Raw genomic sequence first — 20,133 nt, 5'->3', positions numbered from 1 at the left:
GCAACGATTTATTCTAAATTTATATAAACAATCCTTTTACGTTAGCTGCAAATAGCTTGATTGAAATGGCTAACAAAATTACGCCAAAAACTTTTCTAATTACACCTAAACCATTTACACCTAATAATTTTTCAATCTTACCGGACGATTTTAATACACCATATACTAAAATAACGTTAATTAAAATGGCAATAATTATGTTAATTTTATCGTAAGCCGCTCGTAAAGACAATAAAGTCGTCATAGTTCCTGCACCGGCAATCAATGGAAAGGCGATAGGAACTATGGAAGCAGTAGATGGATTATCTTCTTTATATAATCGTACCCCTAAAATCATTTCTAAAGCTAAGAAAAAAAGCACAAACGAACCTGCAACAGCAAACGAGTTGGCGTCAATACCAATTAATTTTAATATTTCTTCTCCCACAAATAAAAAGGCAATCATAATGATAGCTGAAACTATAGTTGCTTTTTCTGATTGTATATGTCCAATTTTACTTCGTAAATCTACAATAATAGGAATACTCCCTAAAATATCAATTACAGCAAATAATATCATCGATATGGTAAAAACTTCTTTCCAGTCAATCATAAAATGTTTTTTGCAAAGATACGGATTAAGTTCAATTGGCGTGTTTTCAAATTGAAATTTGCCGTATTTAATTCCTATCTTTGCGCTTTAAATAAAATAAATATGTTTCAACTTCAAAAAACCATTGTTTCTGAAGAAATTTTAGAAAAAGATTTTGTTTGTAATTTATCTGCTTGCAAAGGCGCGTGTTGTGTAGATGGCGATGCGGGTGCTCCTTTAACCCAAGAAGAGACTCAAATTTTAGCAGCTATTTATCCGAAAGTGAAACCCTTTTTACGAAAAGAAGGTATTGCGGCTATTGAAGCACAAGGAACACACGTTATCGGAACGGATGGCGAATTAGAAACTACATTAATTGATGGGAAAGATTGCGCGTATGTGATTTTCGACAATAAAACCGCACTTTGCGGGATTGAACAAGCCTATAATCAAGGAGAAGTAAGTTGGAAAAAACCAGTATCGTGTCATTTATATCCTGTTCGAGTAAAAGAATATTCCGATTTTTCGGCGGTAAATTATCATAAATGGCATATTTGCTCTGACGCTTGTGCTTTAGGAGCAGAATTACAAGTTCCTGTTTATAAATTTGTAAAAGAAGCTTTGGTTAGAAAATTTGGAATCGAATGGTACGAAGAATTAGAAAAAGTAGCCGAAGATTTAAAAAAATAGACCTCAAAAAAACACTTCAAAAAATCGTGTTAGTAGTTGTGTTTTCAGCTGATTAACCCGATTTTTTTATTTTGTTTAACGTTGTTTAATATATTGATAATCAAATAATTATAAAAATATTTTTAATTTTTGTAATAATGTATGATTGTTAAAAACTTAGTCAAATTGTGAATAAGTTTGACTTTTATTATTCAATTGATTTATTGAAATTTGTAGAGTTAAAAATATAGAGAATGTATCTCGCTAAAAATTAAAAAAATCAATTACTTATGTCAATCGTTGAGCCAATTTTACAAGAAAACAAAAACAGATTTGTAATTTTTCCTATCAAACACCACGATATTTGGGAATGGTATAAAAAAATGGAAGCCAGTTTTTGGACAGCTGAAGAAATTGATTTGTCTCAAGATTTAAATGATTGGAATAATAAGTTATCTGATGATGAAAAATACTTCATCAAACACATTTTAGCCTTTTTTGCAGCTTCTGACGGAATTGTAAATGAAAATTTAGCTGAAAATTTCGTAAATGAAGTGCAATATGCGGAAGCTAAATTTTTCTATGGGTTCCAAATTATGATGGAAAACATCCATTCTGAAACTTATTCGCTTTTAATTGATACTTATGTAAAAGATGAAGCTGAGAAAAACGAATTATTCAATGCTTTAGATGTATTTCCTGCAATCAAGAAAAAAGCAGATTGGGCTTTAAAATGGATCGAATCGGATTCTTTTGCAGAACGTTTAATTGCTTTTGCTGCTGTAGAGGGTATTTTCTTCTCTGGAGCATTTTGTTCTATTTACTGGTTGAAAAAACGTGGATTAATGCCAGGTTTAACCTTTTCTAACGAATTAATTTCTCGTGATGAAGGTGTTCATTGTGATTTTGCTGTGCATTTACATAACCACCATTTAGTTAATAAAGTTTCAAAAGATCGTATCAGAACCATTATTGTTGATGCGTTAAATATCGAAAGAGAATTTATTACAGAATCGTTACCTGTTTCATTAATTGGAATGAATGCTGGATTAATGACGCAATATTTAGAATTTGTAGCAGATAGATTATTAGTAGAATTAGGATGCGATAGAGAATACAATACTTCAAATCCGTTTGATTTTATGGATATGATTTCGTTACAAGGAAAAACCAATTTCTTTGAGAAAAAAGTAGCCGAATACCAAAAAGCAGGTGTTATGAATACAGATACTGAGGCACAAAAAATTACTTTTGACGCTGATTTTTAATTTGATATAATTTATGAAAAAAATATTTTTACATATCCTACTACTGTTTAGTTTGGTTGCTAATGCAAAATTCATTGAAGGGATTGTAAAATTCAATGATGGACACGAGGAAACAGGATTGATTAAATCTTTCTTAGAGGAAAGATGGTTTTTTAAACAGTATTCTAAGTCTTTAGAGAAAGATTTGAATTTAGACGATAAGTTCTTAATATTTAAATCTAGCAAAGAAGGAGAAGAAAAAAAGATTTTTATTGATGATGTTGACCAAGTTTCTTTAATTAATGATGACAAAACCTTAGAAATCTTTAAAGTCATATTTTTAAGGGAAGTTAATAAAGATGGAACAATAGCAAGCGAAAGTAAAAAAGTTTATTTGCCACTTTTAAAAGAAGGTAAAATTAATATTTACGGATTCAAGTATCTTGAAAAGGATTGGTCTTCGGGAAGATATGGAGTTCATATTACCCGATCAGAAAGGTTTTATTATCAAAACGCTAATGAAAACTACGCTATAAATTACGGAAATACAGATGAGTTTCTTTCAGATATCTTGTTAGAAAAAGATTTTTGGAAAAAGGTTTTTATAAGAATGGGTAATCCATTAAAGGATTTGTTTAAAGATTGTCCAGAAATGATTACTAAAATAGATATTATGATGGAAAAATATAAAAACAGGGACAAAGATTTTGAAAATAAGGAGAAGTTACTAAAAAAAGAATTTAGAAAACTTCCAAAAGATAAGCAACTTGATTTACTTACCATTCATTATTATGATTTTAATTTTATTGATAGTTTAATCACTGATTATCAAAATTGTAAGTAAAATAAAAATTTTAGTATTATAACACAGATTTCCCCAAATCCTGCTATTCACTTTTCCTAAAACGTAAGTTGCTTTTGTTCTTAAAAAGCGACAAGCCCTTCTTACTGGCAAAAAAATAAGTATTACAAATAACCCGAATCAGTAAAGGGATTTGCTGTTTCAAAAAAACAAAAACTATGTACGTAATTAAAAGAGATGGCCACAAAGAGCCAGTAAGTTTTGACAAAATCACAGACAGAATTAAAAAACTGTGTTATGGTTTAAATGATTTAGTAGATGCTGTAAAAGTAGCTATGCGAGTTATTGAAGGATTGTACGACGGGGTAACTACTTCAGAATTAGATAACTTAGCAGCTGAAACGGCCGCTTCAATGACTATTGCTCACCCTGATTACGCACAATTGGCAGCTCGTATCGCCATTTCCAATTTACATAAAAACACCAACAAATCCTTCTCGGAAACGATGAGTGAAATGTATCATTATGTAAATCCAAGAACCAATCAAGCAGCACCTCTTTTATCAGAAGAAGTACATAAAGTAATTCAAGAAAATGCAGAATATTTAAATTCTCATATCATATATAACAGAGATTTTAACTACGATTATTTCGGATTTAAAACTTTGGAACGTTCGTATTTATTAAAAATTAACGGAAAAATTGTTGAGCGTCCGCAACATATGCTAATGCGTGTTTCTGTAGGAATTCACCTAAATGATTTACCAGCAGTGTTAGAAACCTACGACTTAATGTCGAAAAAATTCTTCACACACGCTACACCAACATTATTTAATGCAGGTACGCCAAAACCTCAAATGTCATCTTGTTTTCTTTTAGCTATGCAAGACGATAGTATCGATGGTATTTATGACACATTAAAACAAACCGCAAAAATTTCTCAATCTGCTGGTGGAATTGGATTATCAATTCATAACGTACGTGCCACAGGTTCATATATTCGAGGGACTAACGGAACTTCTAACGGAATTGTTCCTATGTTGCGTGTGTTTAATGATACGGCGCGTTACGTAGATCAAGGTGGTGGAAAACGTAAAGGAAGTTTCGCCATTTACATCGAAACTTGGCACGCTGATATTTTCGATTTCTTAGATTTGAAAAAGAATACAGGTAAAGAAGAAATGCGTGCTCGTGATTTGTTTTTCGCAATGTGGACATCAGATTTATTTATGAAACGTGTTCAAGAAGACGGACACTGGACCTTAATGTGTCCAAATGAATGTCCAGGTTTATATGATGTGCACGGTGAAGAATTTGAAGCACTTTACACGTCGTATGAAGCAGCAGGAAAAGGAAGAAAAACCATCAAAGCACACGAATTATGGGAAAAAATTCTTGAATCGCAAATTGAAACTGGAACACCATATATGTTGTACAAGGATGCAGCAAATAGAAAATCAAATCAGAAAAATTTAGGTACCATTCGTTCTTCGAATTTATGTACCGAAATAATGGAATTTACTTCCAAAGATGAAATTGCTGTTTGTAATTTAGCCTCACTTTCATTACCTATGTTTGTTGAAAATGGAGCATTTAATCACGAATTATTTTACACCGTTACCAAACGTGTAACTAAAAACTTAAATAAAGTAATTGATAGAAATTATTATCCAGTTGTTGAAGGAGAAAATTCAAATAAGCGTCACCGTCCAATCGGATTAGGCGTACAAGGTTTAGCCGATGCATTTATTATGTTACGATTACCTTTTACAAGTGATGAAGCAAAAACATTAAATCAAGAAATCTTTGAAACTATGTATTTTGCAGCAGTTACTGCTTCTATGGAAATGGCAAAAGAAGAAGGACCTTATTCCAGCTTTGAAGGCTCTCCAATTTCTCAAGGAGAATTTCAACACAATTTATGGGGAATTCAAGATTCAGATTTATCTGGTCGTTGGGATTGGGCGAGTTTAAGAAAAGAAGTAATGGAATTTGGAGTACGTAACTCATTGTTAGTAGCACCAATGCCAACGGCTTCTACTTCTCAAATTTTAGGAAATAACGAAGCATTTGAACCGTATACTTCAAACATTTATACACGTAGAGTATTATCAGGTGAATTTATAGTAGTAAACAAACATTTACTGGAAGATTTAGTAAAATTAGGTTTGTGGACAGAAGATTTAAAACAAGAATTAATGCGTGAAAACGGATCAGTTCAAAATTTAAATATCCCTCAAGATTTAAAAGAATTATACAAAACCGTTTGGGAAATGTCTATGAAAGACATTATTGATATGTCGCGTCACCGTGGGTATTTCGTAGATCAATCGCAGTCGTTAAACTTATTTATGCAAAATGCAAATTATGCAAAATTAACGTCAATGCACTTTTACGCTTGGCAATCAGGTTTAAAAACAGGAATGTATTATTTAAGAACAAAAGCGGCAGTTGATGCGATTAAATTTACTTTAAACAACGATAAAAAAGCAGAACCGATACAAAACATTCAACCTAAAGAACAATTGGAAGTTGTGCAAGCGGTGGAGCCAGTTTCCACTAATGCAATGTCTGCGGAAGAATACAGAGCGATGATTGAATTGGCTAAAAATGCTGGTCCAGAAGATTGCGAAATGTGTGGTTCATAAGTAGAAAAACATAAATTATATTATATAAAACAGTCATTATTTTTAATGACTGTTTTTTTATACCTTTGAAAAAAAATAAAATTATGGCAAAAGAAAAAGGAGTATATACAGGATTAATTGAACAAGATGCCGACGGAAATTTTTTCTGCGGACCATATATGTTAGACTATAAATTAGTGGTTTCAAAGTTTAAAATTGGCGATGAGGTAAATTTGAAAACCGTTATTGAAAATCCAAGTGATAAAAGTTATGATAAGTACCCAAAAAAATCAAGTTTGTTTTTCTTATCTAATTTAAAAGAGTAAATTTAAATCCTTCAATACGAAGGATTTTTTTATTTCAAAATTCCTATCTTCGTATTTCTAAAACCGAACACAATGATGAAGTGGGAACAACTTTTGTCTTTAAAACGACAAGGCGATACGAGTAAAAGATTACGAAAAGAACAAGACGACACCCGTTTGGGTTTTGAAGTAGATTATGATAGAATTATATTTTCTTCAGAATTTCGTTTGCTTCAAGACAAAACACAAGTAATTCCGCTTTCAAAAACAGATTTTGTTCACACGCGTTTGACACATAGTTTGGAAGTTTCTGTTGTTGGTAGATCTATTGGAAGATTGGTTGGAAAAAAAATTTTAGAAAAATATCCACATTTACAAGAAATACACGGCTATCAATTAAATGATTTTGGTGCGATTGTAGCTGCAGCCTGTTTGTCGCACGATATTGGAAATCCTCCATTTGGTCATTCCGGAGAAAAGGCAATTGGAGAATATTTTTCTTCAGGAAGTGGACAGAAATACAAGTTGGATGTAACTGAAAAAGAGTGGCAAGATATTGTTGATTTTGAAGGAAATGCAAATGGTTTTTCTATCTTAACATCAAACAGAGAAGGCGTGGAAGGCGCTTTGCGATTATCTTATGCTACTTTAGGAACGTTTATGAAATATCCGAAAGAAAGTTTGCCTAAAAAGCCAACTTCAAATATTTGTGATAAAAAGTACGGATTTTTTCAACAAGACAAACAATTCTTTCAAGAAGTAGCTTCAGAATTAGGTATGATTTCGAACAAATCAAATCCTGATGTAGGTTATTTTCGTCATCCTTTAGCCTTTTTAGTTGAAGCGGCTGATGATATTTGCTACACAATTATTGATTTTGAAGACGGCATAAAATTAGGTTTAATTAATGAAGACTTCGCTTTAGAATATTTAATAAAGTTGGTTCAAAAATCTATCGATTCTAAAAAATACAACGAATTAACAACCAAAGAAGACCGAATTAGTTATTTGCGTGCACTAGCAATTGGCAGTTTAATAAATGATGCAGTTTCTGTATTTATGGAAAATGAAACTGCCATATTGAAAGGCGAATTTTCAGTTTCTTTAATGGATAAAAGTCAATACAAAGCACAAATTTCTGATATTATTGAAATTAGCGTCAAAAACATTTACCAATCAAAAGAAGTAATTGAAAAAGAAATCATTGGATATAAAGTTATTCATACGCTTTTAGATGTTTTTATTCAAGCATATATTCAAACTTCAACTAATTCTGGTACAAATTTCGATAAATTAATAATGAATATCCTTCCAGAAAAATACAAAGGAAATAAAGAAACAATGTATGATAAATTATTAAATATTTGTCAGTTTGTTTCATTGTTAACTGACGGAAAAGCCATTGAAATTTATAAAATTATCAATGCAACTAAAATATAATTGAATAAAACACAAAAAAAATAATATTTTTTTTGTGTTTTATTTGTAAAACATTAAATTTGAACTCGAACCAATATCTCAACTTATTATGAAAAAGTGCCTACTTTTTGTTTTTGGATTTTTTACTTCTTTGATTTTTTCTCAAAATCCTAGCGAAAAAATTCAAACATATATTACAAATAATTACAAAAATTTGAATCTTAGTTTATCTGATACTTCAAATTGGATTATTGAATCTGAAACAAGTTCTGAAACTACAGGAATTACAAATTATTTAATTCTACAAACTAATAATGGAGTTAAAATAAATAATAATTTTATATATTTTTGGATAAAAAATAATGAAGTGATTAATAAACCAGAAGGTTTTATTAAAAATATTTCCCAAAAGGCACGTTTTACTAAGCCTTTTTTAAACGTGACTGAAGGATTTTCGAAAGCTTTAATCAAATTGAATGAAGTTAATTTTTCTTCAAACATAATTGCTTCGGAAACTAATAAATATAAATTGTCTAACGGAATTCTTTCGGATGATCCTGTAAATGCAGAATTAGTATATTTCTTAATAGATGAAGAACTAGTTTTATCATGGAGTTATGAGTTTTATTCTCAAAGCACAAAACATTTATGGCAAGTTAAAATCGATGCTACTACAGGAGCGTTATTAGAAAAAAGAGATTTGGTTCATAATTGTAGTTTTGGTCCTAAATATGATCATTCGAGATGTATCGATAAAAAGGTAGGTTTTAATTCTAATTTTTTGTTTAAAGATGAATTTGTCGAAACTGTTTTGACTCCTGGAACTACAAATTATAGAGTAATTCCGTGGAATTTTGAAAGCCCGTTTCATACTGCCAGACAACTCGTAATAAATCCAGAGGCAACTACCGCATTAGCTCCTTTAGCAGTTGCCGCTTCTCCTAATGGATGGCATAATTCAAATAACACGATAGGAGGCGGAACCACAACGACACAATTTGCAATTACTCGTGGAAATAATGTTTATGCTAAAGATGATATTGATGGAAATAATACAGCCGGTGTATCCCCTTCTGGTGGAACTTATCCGAATTTAACATTTGATTTTCCTTATGGAGGTGATAGTTATCAACCTTCAACATATTTGAATGCTGCAACAACAAATTTATTTTATCAAAACAATATAATGCATGATTTATGGTATCAGTATGGGTTTAATGAAGCAAATAGAAATTTTCAGTCGGCTAATTACGGTAGAGGTGGCGCTGGAAATGATGCTGTAATAGCTGAAGCGCAAGATGGTTCAACGCTTGCAACACCAAATCTTAATAATGCAAATTTTTCTACACCAGGAGATGGTTCTGCACCAAGAATGCAAATGTATTTATGGAATTCAAGAAAACCATCTAAATTAGTTGTAAACTCAGGAAATTTGTCTGGTACTAATTATAACGTAAATGATAATGCATTTAGCCCAGGTCATGTAAGCCTACCATTAGCGCCTGCCACTTTGACTAACAATTTAGTTTTATATGTTGATGCCACTCCTGATACGTCAGACGCATGTGAAGCACCCACAAATGCTACTGCTCTAAATGGTAAAATTGCTGTAATTAGAAGAGGTACTTGTACATTTGCAATAAAAGTAAAAAAAGCACAAGATGCAGGTGCCGTTGGAGCAATTATTGTAAATAATGTTGCTGGTGGAATTTCTATGGCTGGAGCAGATGCAACAATAACAATTCCAGCTGTAAGTATGTCTCAAGTAGATGGAGAAGCATTAATATCTGCTATGTCTTCAGGAGTAGTAAATGTAAGTTTGTCTAGTATGGAAATTTATGTTAATGGTGATGGTGATTTTGATAATGGGATTATTGCTCACGAATATACACATGGAATTTCTGGTAGATTAGTTGGTGGAGGAGCTGGATTAAACTCATCGGAACAGCCTGGTGAAGGATGGTCTGATTGGGCTTGGTTAATGATGCAAATTAAAGCAGGTGATACAAGAAATGATAATAGAGGAATTGGTACCTATGCTATGAATCAACCAAATGATGGTTTAGGTATTAGAAACTATAAATATTCAACAAACATGACAGTAAACCCTCATACTTTTGCTAGTACAAATGCTATGTGGTATACCGATGCAGATGGATTTGATCAAATTAATGTTCATGCAGTGGGCTCAGTTTGGTGTGTAATTTTATGGGATTTAGCATGGAATTATATTGAGAAATACGGGTATGATGCTAATGTTTACAACGGAACTGGTGGAAATAATAAGGTGATGCGTTTAGTTATTGATGCGATGAAACTTACTCCAGCAAATCCGACTTTAATTCAATGCAGAAATGCTATTATTCAAGCAGATCAAAACACCACTAATGGTCAAAATTATTGTATGATTTGGCAAACTTTCGCAAGAAGAGGTATGGGTATAAACGCATTATCTGAATCGAATATTGGTATTTCTGGTATTCAGGATCAAGTAGAAGATTTTACAGAGCCTACACCAGGATCTACTCCTGCAACGGGCTCAAATTGTACTTTGGGTAATGAATATTTTCAAAATAGTAATCTTTTTAAAATTTATCCTAACCCATCTAATGGATTGCTAAATATAAATATCACTAATTATGTGGGTCAATTACAAATTAAAGTATATGATATTAATGGAAGAGAGGTTTTTAGTCAGAATTATATTGATTTCAATACTATTTCTACTATCAATTTAGATTCTTTGTTAGCAGGAATGTACATTTTAAAGTTACAAGGTGAAAATCTAAATTACTCAAATAAAATTATTTTAGAATAATAAACTATTTTATTTTTTTAGCCTGTTTGAATATTAATTTTGACAGGCTTTTATTTTTTAACAAAAAAAAATTGTATTTTAGATTTAAAACCTTAATTTTGAGTTTTTAACCTAAACCTATAAACATGAAAAAATCAATACTTTTTTATATTGGTATTATTTCTTTTACATTGCTAAACTGTTCAGATTCAAAAACAGTAGCTAAGAAATTGGTAATCGAAAAATCTAAACAAGAAAATTTAGTTCATGCAGCTAAAAAAATTAATTCAAACAAATTATTAGTATCTAATAATGTTGTTAATGATCTAACTAATTCAAAAGTAAACGCAGAAAAAAAAGTATCTGAATATGAAGCTTTGAGAGCTTTGCATATGTGCTATTTATCTGAAAGCCCTTTTACAGAAACATTAAAAAAGTCAAAAAAGGAGAGACTTGCAATGGGTCTTCCTCCAAATAAATATTATGAAAGTGATTGGGAAGCTACTATGGATCCAAAAATTGGTAGACCAACACCTGAAAAATTAGAAATATTAAGACAAAAATTAGAAAAGCAACGTAATGAAGATTTATCATTAGGAAGAACTCCTGGTGACGGTGTTGATAATGCCTGGGTAGAGCGTGGTCCAACAAATGTTGGTGGTAGAACTAGAGCGGTTATTTTTGATCCAAATGACACAACAAATGAAACTGTTTTTGCTGGAGGTGTAAGTGGAGGAATTTGGAAAAACACAAATATTTCTAATGCAAATTCTACATGGACAAGAGTAAATATTCCAGATAATCTTAATATTACATGTATTACTGTAGATCCTAATAATACAAACATATTTTATGTTGGTACTGGAGAATCTTATGTGGGTGGAGATGTTAATGGTGATGGTGCATGGAAATCTACTGATGGAGGAAACAATTGGACTAAAGTTTTTGGAGGGGTAACTGGACCTACTGTTTTTCAATCGTCTTCAACAGTAATAGTTAATACGCCGTTTTCTACATCATATCCTGCATATGAAACCACGGCTTTTGGAGTACCAATAAGTACTGCCATAACTTCTAATATTGTTTTAGTTGATGATGGTACGTCTTTGCCAAATGAAGGATGTAATGCTTTTAATAATGCTGCTTCTGTAAGTGGGAAAATTGCTTTAATTCGCAGAGGTACTTGTACTTTTATTCAAAAATGTACTAATGCAACAAATGCGGGTGCAGTGGCAGTTATTATGATGAATAATGTTTCTGGAAATCCAGCTGCAATGGGTGGTACAGATACAAATGGTGAAGTTGGTATCCCATCTGTCGCTATTTCAAAAACTGATGGAGATGCCTTAGTAGCTGCTTTACAATCTGGCGCAGTTAATGTTACATTAAACCCAGCAAATACATCAATTATTACAGGAAATTTTGTTCCAGGAGTTCAACATATTAATGATATAGTTGTAAGAAATAATGCTGGAGTTTCTGAAATTTATGTTGCTGCTGCATCAACAGTTGCATCAGGTGCTTCGTTAGGTGGTTTTGATTATGGATTATTCAAATCTGTGAATGGAGGTGCAACTTGGAATGAAGTTTCTTTACCATTAACAGCCGCAGGTCATAAAACGGCTCCAAATGATATAGAAATTACTGCAGGAGGAAAAATATGGCTATCATCTACAAATAATTCATTATATGGAGATGGAGGCGGAAAAGTTTTTTCTTCAACTGATGGAAATACTTTTCAATTGAAATATACAGTTGCATCTGGAGATAGAACACAAATAGCTGTATCAAAAACAAATCCTGATAAAGTGTATGTTTTATCTGAAATTCCAGATTCAGTAACAATAATTAAAACTACAGATGCTTTTGCAACTACTACTGTGATATCTCAACCTACAGATGCTGACACAGGTATTCCAGCTACAGATTTTACAAGAGGGCAAGCTTTCTATGATTTATTAATAGGAACTGATCCTACAAATGATGAAACATTATATATTGGTGGGATTAATTTATTTAAATCTGCTAATGGGGGAACTGTTTGGACTCAGCTAAGTAATTGGTATACAGGTCTTGGTCTACAAGAAGTGCATTCAGATCAACATGGGATTGCTTTTGGTAATGGAACTGGAGGAAACTCTAAATTATTATTTAGTAATGATGGAGGCGTGTATTATTCTTCGAATGGAGGTACAGCAACAGCATCTAGAAATAAAGGTTTTAATGTGACTCAGTTTTATAGTTTAGGTGTAGCTCCTACTAATGCAGTAAGTGGTTTAACAGGGGATTATTTTGTAGCTGGAGCTCAAGATAATGGTTCGCAATATTTTCCAAATGCAGCTGCATCGAATGCTACAAGTACTGAAGTTCAGGGTGGAGATGGGGCATTTTGTATGTTCGATCAAGGAACTGATAAATATTACATAACTAATTATGTTTATAATGCTAATGTAAATTTAAGATTTACGAATGGTACAGTTAGAAATTTAAATAACGAACCTTTATCTTCACCTAATGGAGCTTTTATTTGTCCAATGGTATTAGATTCTAATAGAGATATGTTATATTCTGATTACACAACTGGTACAACTTACAGAATCTTAAGATATTCAAATATAAAATCAGGAACTGTAACTCGTACGCAGTTAACTAATGCATTGTTAACAAGTCAACCTTCTGCTTTTGCAGTATCGAAATATACCACTACTTCTACAACTTTATTAGTTGGAACTAGAGCGGGTAAATTATATAGATTAACAAATGCAAATACCACTCCAACTTGGACAGATATTTCTACTAATGCTTTCGTTGGTACAATTTCAGATATTGAATACGGTGCTTCAAATGACGAAATTTTTGTAACCATGAGTAACTATAATGTTACTAGTATTTGGTATACTTCTAATGGTACTTCTGCAACGCCAACTTGGGTAAACAAAGAAGGAAATTTCCCAGATATTCCTGTAAGATGTATTCTTCAAAACCCATTATTAACAACTACAGAAGTGATTGTGGGTTCAGATTTAGGAGTTTGGTATACAAATAACTTTAATGCAACTTCACCAACGTGGTACCAATCTTATAACGGAATGCGTAATGTGAAAGTTACAGATTTAGATTTGAGAAATGATAATGTTGTTTTTGCTGCAACATACGGTAGAGGAGTTTTCTCTGGTACATTTACTAATGCGGTTCTTAATAACGATACGTTTACCAATAATAAAAATGTATCCATATATCCAAATCCAGTAAAAGATAATTTGAATATAAACATTAATGATTTTTCTGGTGAGGTTTCGGTAAAAATTATTGATGTTAACGGAAGAGAAGTATTAAATCAAACTATATCTAACTTTAATGGTTCAAATGCAATAGAACTTTCTAGATTTGCATCAGGGATTTATATATTAAAATTAACCGGTGAAGGATTAAATTACTCTGAAAAAATTATTTTAGAATAATAAAAACACATAATAACAAAAAAGCCTGTCTATTTAGACAGGCTTTTTTGTTATTATGATTTATACTTTAACGGCAAATACACCACTTTTTTAGTTTCAAAAAAATCTTCTTCAAAAAAATCAGGTAAATTATATAGCTGAACGGTTTTATATGCGGCCAATTCTTCTGTTAAATCACCACCTTTTAAATATAAAATTCCGTTTTTTAATTCGTGAACAGAATTTTTCTTCGTTTTGTCTTTTGTCCATTTTACAAAATCTGGCATATTGGTTACGGCTCGGCTAACAATAAAGTCGAATTCTTCTTTTACTAATTCGGCTCTTTTTTGTTCCGCTTTTACATTTTTTAATCCTAACCCATTAGCTACTTCTTGAACTACTTTTATTTTTTTAGCAATAATGTCTATCAAATAAAATTGTGTTTCAGGAAATAAAATTGCCAACGGAATCCCAGGAAAACCTCCTCCTGTTCCTACGTCTAAAATTGATGCACCAGGCTGAAATTCAATTATTTTTGCAATTCCTAATGAATGCAAAACGTGTCTAGAATAAAGTTCGTCAATGTCTTTTCGTGAAATTACATTTATTTTTGAATTCCAATCTGTATACAAATCGTATAATTTTGTGAATTGTTCAACCTGTAATGGGGTTAAATCGGGGAAATACTTTAATATCAGTTCCAAATTATTGTTTATTTTTTGCAAAAATACAATTTTTATGTCATATGATATTTGTCATAATAAATTTTCGAAAAATAGTAGTATATTTGTGAATTAATATATAATATTTAGATGAAAATGCAAACACCAACTTTTTCAAGAACAGATAAAAATCAATTTTTTAGAACACTAAATAAAAGAGTTAACGACTATTTCAAAGAGCATAATATTGATAAAACAGGGAACTGGAAATTGCATTTAAAAGCGGGCATTATGTTCAGCTTATTTTTCATTCCGTTTTTTGTAATATTTTTCATTGATATTCCTGTTTTAGCTTATCTTTTTGCATCAATAATCATAGGTGTTGGTATGGCTGGTGTTGGAATGAATGTAATGCATGATGGAAATCACGGTTCGTATTCTTCTAAAACTTGGTTAAATAAAATAATGGGCGGAAGTATTTATATTTTAGCTGGTAATGTGTATAATTGGCAAGTACAACACAATGTATTGCACCACACTTACACAAATATTCCTGGTCACGACGAAGATTTAGATGCTGGTAGAGTAATCCGTTTCACCAAAGAAGCTACTTGGTATAAATTTCATGCATTTCAACACTATTATTCAATATTTTTATATGGATTACTTACTATCAATTGGTGTTTAACTACCGATTTTAAACAAATGGGCGGTTATTTAAAAAGAAAATTATCTTATGGTAATACGCCAAATCCAAAAACACTTTGGACAGGTTTAGTAATCTCTAAGATTGTGTATTTCAGCTTTTGGATTGTATTACCTTTAGTTTTTGGAGTGGCAAGTTGGTGGGTAATATTAATTGGGTTTTTCGTAATGCATTATACAGCTGGAATGATATTAAGTGTTGTTTTTCAATTAGCACATATTACTGAAGATACCATAAATCCACACCCGAATGAAGAGGGTGAAATCGAAAATACTTGGGCTATACACCAACTGTTAACTACAGTTAACTTTGCTCCTAAAAATTGGATTGTAAATTGGTATACAGGCGGACTAAATCATCAAATTGAACATCATATCTTTCCAAATATAAGCCATATTCATTATGGCAAAATTGCAGAATTTGTAAAACAAACTGCAGCCGAATGCGAGTTACCTTATTTCGAATATCAAAGTATGCGAAGTGCAGTAATTGCCCATTTCAAACATTTGAAAGAGTTAGGTAAACGACCTCAATTAGCATAAGAAAATAGAGACGCGATTTATCGCGTTTCTTCATTTATATCATATTTAACTACACAACATGAATCACATTTTATCTGAAAGAATTAACAATCTTGCAGTTTCTCAAACTTTAGCAATGGCAGCATTGGCAAGAGAATTAAAACAACAAGGAAAAGACATTATTAGTTTAAGCTTAGGCGAACCAGATTTCAACACGCCAGATTTTATAAAAGCAGCAGCCAAGCAAGCAATTGATGATAATTATTCTACCTATTCACCTGTGGATGGTTATTTAGATTTGAAAGAAGCCATTTGCAAAAAATTTAAAAGAGATAATAATCTAAACTATACGCCTAATCAAGTTGTTGTTTCAACTGGTGCAAAGCAATCACTATACAATATTGCACAAGTAATGCTTAACGATGGTGATGAAGTAATTCTTCCAGCACCTTTTTGGGTTTCTTACTTTGAAATCATCAAACTTTCTGGAGGAATTCCAGTAGAAGTTCCAACTTCAGTGGAAACAAATTTCAAAATCACAGCTGAACAATTAGAAGCTGCCATCACACCAAAAACAAAAATGATGTGGTTCAGTTCTCCTTGTAATCCTTCAGGTTCAGTATATAGCAAAGAAGAATTAACCGCTTTAGTTGCCGTTTTAAAAAAATATCCAAACATTTACGTGGTTTCAGATGAAATATACGAACATATAAATTACACAGATGATTATTGTTCTATAGGTTCAATCGAAGGAATGGAAAATAATACCATTACCGTAAATGGTGTGGCAAAAGCATTTGCTATGACAGGTTGGAGAATTGGTTACATTGGTGCGCCAGAATTCATCGCAAAAGCGTGTACAAAAATGCAAGGTCAAGTAACAAGTGGTGCTAATTCAATTGCGCAACGAGCTACTATTGCAGCATTACAAGCAAATCCTTCTCAAATTAAATATATGGTTGATGCTTTTCATAAACGTCGCGATTTAGTTTTCGGATTAATGAAAGATATTCCAGGTTTCAAATTAACCAATCCAGAAGGTGCTTTTTACGTGTTTCCTGATGTTTCTTATTACTTTGGAAAAACAGTAAAAGGAACCGAAATTAAAGACGCTACAGATTTTGCTATGTATTTATTAGCCGAAGCCAACGTAGCAACCGTAACTGGCGAAGCATTCGGAAGTCCAAATTGTTTACGACTATCCTACGCAACAAGCGAAGAACAGTTAATTGAAGCAATTTCAAGAATTAAAAATGCTTTAGCATAAATACAAAACAGAACCATTAGAAATTTAGTAAAGATCTTAATTTCTAATGGTTTTTTAATTATATGGGCGTTCCCTTTCAGGTCGGGCATTACGTTACAATCTTTTTTAATTACCTTCGAGAACCTCAGGCAATTAAAAAAGGATTTTCACTGCATTCCCTAACGCAAACCCAATTCAACAATCAACATTCGTTCTTCAGCATTCCAAGTTTGAACAACGAATTTTGAAATTTAAAAACAACACAAAATGAATAAAAAAATACTTCTATTAGGTTCTGGTGAACTTGGAAAAGAATTTGTAATTGCCGCACAACGAATCGGACAAACTGTAATTGCTGTAGATAGTTACGAAAATGCACCAGCAATGCAAGTTGCTCACGGTTTTGAGGTAATCAATATGTTAGATGGTTCGGAATTGGATAGAATTATAGCCAAACATCAACCAGATTTTATCGTTCCAGAAATAGAAGCCATTCGTACGGAGCGTTTTTATGACTATGAAAAACAAGGCATTACCGTAGTGCCATCTGCAAAAGCAGCTAATTTTACAATGAACAGAAAAGCCATTCGTGACTTAGCAGCGAAAGAATTAGGTTTAAAAACGGCTAATTATCGTTATGCTACTTCTTTAGAAGAATTACAAAATTCAGTTGCCGAAGTGGGAATGCCTTGTGTCGTAAAACCATTAATGAGTTCATCTGGAAAAGGTCAATCTACAATAAAATCAAATGAAGACATTGAAAAAGCTTGGAACTATGCAGTTGAAGGTTCACGTGGCGATATTGTAGAAGTAATTGTAGAAGCATTTGTAAATTTTCATTCGGAAATTACGCTTTTAACGGTAACTCAAAATAATAATTTACCCACTCTTTTTTGCGCACCAATTGGTCACCGACAAGAACGAGGCGATTATCAAGAAAGTTGGCAACCAGCCAAAGTTTCACAAGTAGATATTTTAGAAGCACAAGAAATGGCAAAAAAGGTTACTGAAGCTTTAGGTGGTGCAGGACTTTTTGGCGTAGAGTTTTTCTTAACTAATGAAGGCGTATATTTTTCAGAATTATCACCAAGACCTCACGATACCGGTATGGTAACATTAGCCAATACGCAAAATTTTAACGAGTTTGAATTGCATTTACGTGCTATTTTAAGTTTACCAATTTTCGAAATTACACAAGAAAGAGCAGGAGCAAGTGCCGTAATTTTAGCTTCAGAAAATTCAAATCATCCAACTTTTACAGGAATTGAAAACGTAGCGTTTCAACCTAAAACAGACTTCAGACTTTTTGGAAAACCAACGTCTCGTCCGTACAGAAGAATGGGTGTAACTTTAACGTATGATTCGCTAAATACACCCATTGAAGAAATTGTTGAAAAAGCGAAAAAAATGTCTACCTTAGTACAAGTAAATAGTTAAAAAATGAGAAAAATAATTCTAATTGTGATAGGTTGTTTGGTTTTGGCTTCTTGTGGTCCAAGAAGATTAGGATGTGGTCCAAGAAGATGTGAAGTAAAAACCCCAACAAATAGTACTTCAGATATACAAAAAATACAACTTTCATAAATGAAGAAAAAGATTGAAATTTTAGCGCCCGCAAAAAATTTAATTCAAGGAATAGCTGCTATCAATGCAGGTGCAGATGCCGTTTATATTGGCGCGCCTTTGTATGGTGCCCGATCTAATGCTACCAATTCAATTGAAGATGTTGCCGAATTAGTAAAATACGCACACTTATTTAACGCACAAGTTTTTGTGGTTATTAACACCATTTTGTACGATAATGAATTAGAATCTTGCCGTCAACTGATTTGGAAATTGTATCATATTAATGTCGATGCCTTGATTATTCAAGATATGGCAATAATGGAAATGGAATTACCACCAATTGTGCTTCACGCCAGCACACAAGCCAATAATCGAGATGCAGATAAAATTAAATTCTTAGCCGATGCTGGAATCAAACGTGTCGTTTTAGCAAGAGAATTAAATTTAAGTCAAATTAAAGAAATCAGCGAAGCGTCTGATGTAGAATTAGAGTTTTTCGTAACGGGTGCCTTATGTGTTTCCTTTAGTGGAAATTGCTATATGAGTGTGGCAAACGGTGAACGTTCAGCAAACAGAGGTTCTTGTGCACAAAATTGCCGTTTACCTTATAATTTAATTGACGGAAATGGCGATACATTAATAAAAAACAGTCACTTGCTTTCTATAAAAGATTTTGATGTATCCAATCAAATTCCAAATTTAGTAGAAGCAGGAATTTCTTCGTTTAAAATTGAAGGACGTTTGAAAGACATTGTCTATGTAAAAAATAACGTTTCCTATTTACGTCAGAAATTAGATGCTTTTTTAGCAGAAAACAACGATAAATACACAAAAGCATCGTCAGGAAAATGCACGTATTCATTTGATTCTTCACTTGATAGAACCTTTAACCGTGGGTATACCGATTATTTTGTAAATGAAAGACATCAATCCATCGGTTCTTGGGAAAGTCCAAAATCGAAAGGACAATATATAGGAAAACTAATAAAAACAATTGGCAATTCGTACGAAATTGAAAACGGAAATTTCCTAAATAATGGTGACGGATTGTGTTTTATTAATTCTGATAATGAAGCGGAAGGTATCTATGTAAATAAAGTGGAAAACGGAATCGTTTATCCAAACGTTTTAAAAGAAATTGCAGACGGAACGTTTATTTACAGAAATAACGACGCCGCTTTCATCAAAATTGTAGAAAGAGAAGACAGTGCGATTAGAAAAATAAGCACGACTTTAGTGCTAAAAGAAAACGAATTAGGTTTCGAATTAATTGCTACGGATGAAGATGGAAATGTGAGTATTTCTAAATTGGTTCACCAAAAAGAGCTTACTAAAAATAATGAATCTATAGCAGAAAATTTCAAAGTTAATTTAGCAAAAACTGGGTTTACACCCTATAATGCCGATGAAATTACGATTGAATTTTCTCAAAATTGGTTTTTACCAATATCGAAAATTAACGAAATGCGAAGAACCGTTTTCGAACAGTTATCGGAAATTCGTTTAAATAATTATGTTCGAAAGGAGCATCAAATGGTAAAAACATCACATCCTT

The 20,133-nt window shown here is 32.2% G+C and carries 15 protein-coding genes; 13 read left to right on the top strand and 2 right to left on the bottom strand.

Annotated elements, in window-relative coordinates:
* Positions 1–19: 19 nt before the first annotated feature.
* The gene (locus KA468_RS04610) at positions 20–592 is read right to left on the bottom strand and encodes a MarC family protein (protein ID WP_291241760.1); all 573 of its coding nucleotides are present in this window, start codon (positions 590–592) and stop codon (positions 20–22) included.
* A gap of 102 nt (positions 593–694) precedes the next feature.
* Between KA468_RS04610 and KA468_RS04605 the strand changes: the two genes are divergently transcribed.
* From KA468_RS04605 to KA468_RS04570, 8 genes are all read left to right on the top strand, one after another.
* Positions 695–1,261, top strand: a complete 567-nt coding sequence (locus KA468_RS04605; RefSeq protein ID WP_291241759.1) for a DUF3109 family protein — start codon at positions 695–697, stop codon at positions 1,259–1,261.
* Positions 1,262–1,530: 269 nt separating this feature from the next.
* Complete coding sequence (locus tag KA468_RS04600) at positions 1,531–2,508, top strand: ribonucleotide-diphosphate reductase subunit beta (protein ID WP_291241758.1); 978 nt, start codon at positions 1,531–1,533, stop codon at positions 2,506–2,508.
* Between the two features lie 13 nt (positions 2,509–2,521).
* On the top strand, positions 2,522–3,331 hold the full coding sequence (locus KA468_RS04595; protein ID WP_291241757.1) for a hypothetical protein: 810 nt from the start codon (positions 2,522–2,524) through the stop codon (positions 3,329–3,331).
* Positions 3,332–3,507: 176 nt separating this feature from the next.
* Positions 3,508–5,937 carry a ribonucleoside-diphosphate reductase subunit alpha gene (locus tag KA468_RS04590; RefSeq protein WP_291241756.1) on the top strand — a complete coding sequence of 810 codons (2,430 nt, stop codon included), beginning with the start codon at positions 3,508–3,510 and terminating at the stop codon, positions 5,935–5,937.
* Between the two features lie 83 nt (positions 5,938–6,020).
* A complete protein-coding gene (locus KA468_RS04585; protein WP_291241755.1) occupies positions 6,021–6,242 on the top strand; it encodes a hypothetical protein in 222 nt (73 codons plus the stop codon).
* A 75-nt stretch (positions 6,243–6,317) separates the two neighbouring features.
* Complete coding sequence (locus KA468_RS04580; protein ID WP_291241788.1) at positions 6,318–7,661, top strand: deoxyguanosinetriphosphate triphosphohydrolase; 1,344 nt, start codon at positions 6,318–6,320, stop codon at positions 7,659–7,661.
* 88 nt (positions 7,662–7,749) lie between these two features.
* Entirely contained in the window at positions 7,750–10,458 is a 2,709-nt protein-coding gene (locus KA468_RS04575) for a T9SS-dependent M36 family metallopeptidase (protein ID WP_291241754.1), read from the top strand.
* A gap of 125 nt (positions 10,459–10,583) precedes the next feature.
* The gene (locus KA468_RS04570; RefSeq protein ID WP_291241753.1) at positions 10,584–13,898 is read left to right on the top strand and encodes a PA domain-containing protein; all 3,315 of its coding nucleotides are present in this window, start codon (positions 10,584–10,586) and stop codon (positions 13,896–13,898) included.
* A gap of 53 nt (positions 13,899–13,951) precedes the next feature.
* Here the strand turns inward: KA468_RS04570 and rsmG are convergent, their stop codons facing one another.
* Positions 13,952–14,581: a 16S rRNA (guanine(527)-N(7))-methyltransferase RsmG gene (gene rsmG / locus KA468_RS04565; protein ID WP_291241787.1), complete on the bottom strand. Its 630-nt coding sequence runs from the start codon at positions 14,579–14,581 to the stop codon at positions 13,952–13,954.
* Positions 14,582–14,689: 108 nt separating this feature from the next.
* Between rsmG and KA468_RS04560 the strand changes: the two genes are divergently transcribed.
* From KA468_RS04560 to KA468_RS04540, 5 genes are all read left to right on the top strand, one after another.
* A complete protein-coding gene (locus KA468_RS04560) occupies positions 14,690–15,787 on the top strand; it encodes an acyl-CoA desaturase (protein ID WP_291241752.1) in 1,098 nt (365 codons plus the stop codon).
* 58 nt (positions 15,788–15,845) lie between these two features.
* Positions 15,846–17,033, top strand: coding sequence for a pyridoxal phosphate-dependent aminotransferase (locus KA468_RS04555; protein ID WP_291241751.1), 1,188 nt, complete (start codon positions 15,846–15,848; stop codon positions 17,031–17,033).
* Positions 17,034–17,279: 246 nt separating this feature from the next.
* Entirely contained in the window at positions 17,280–18,449 is a 1,170-nt protein-coding gene (gene purT / locus KA468_RS04550; protein ID WP_291241750.1) for a formate-dependent phosphoribosylglycinamide formyltransferase, read from the top strand.
* A gap of 3 nt (positions 18,450–18,452) precedes the next feature.
* Positions 18,453–18,596 carry a hypothetical protein gene (locus tag KA468_RS04545; protein ID WP_291241749.1) on the top strand — a complete coding sequence of 48 codons (144 nt, stop codon included), beginning with the start codon at positions 18,453–18,455 and terminating at the stop codon, positions 18,594–18,596.
* A partial coding sequence (locus KA468_RS04540) for a U32 family peptidase (RefSeq protein WP_291241748.1) occupies positions 18,597–20,133 on the top strand: 1,537 nt, incomplete at its 3' end.

Origin of the sequence: Flavobacterium sp., from assembly GCF_017985075.1 — a bacterium.
Taxonomy (GTDB): domain Bacteria; phylum Bacteroidota; class Bacteroidia; order Flavobacteriales; family Flavobacteriaceae; genus Flavobacterium.
This window is presented reverse-complemented; position numbering and strand designations above follow the sequence as displayed.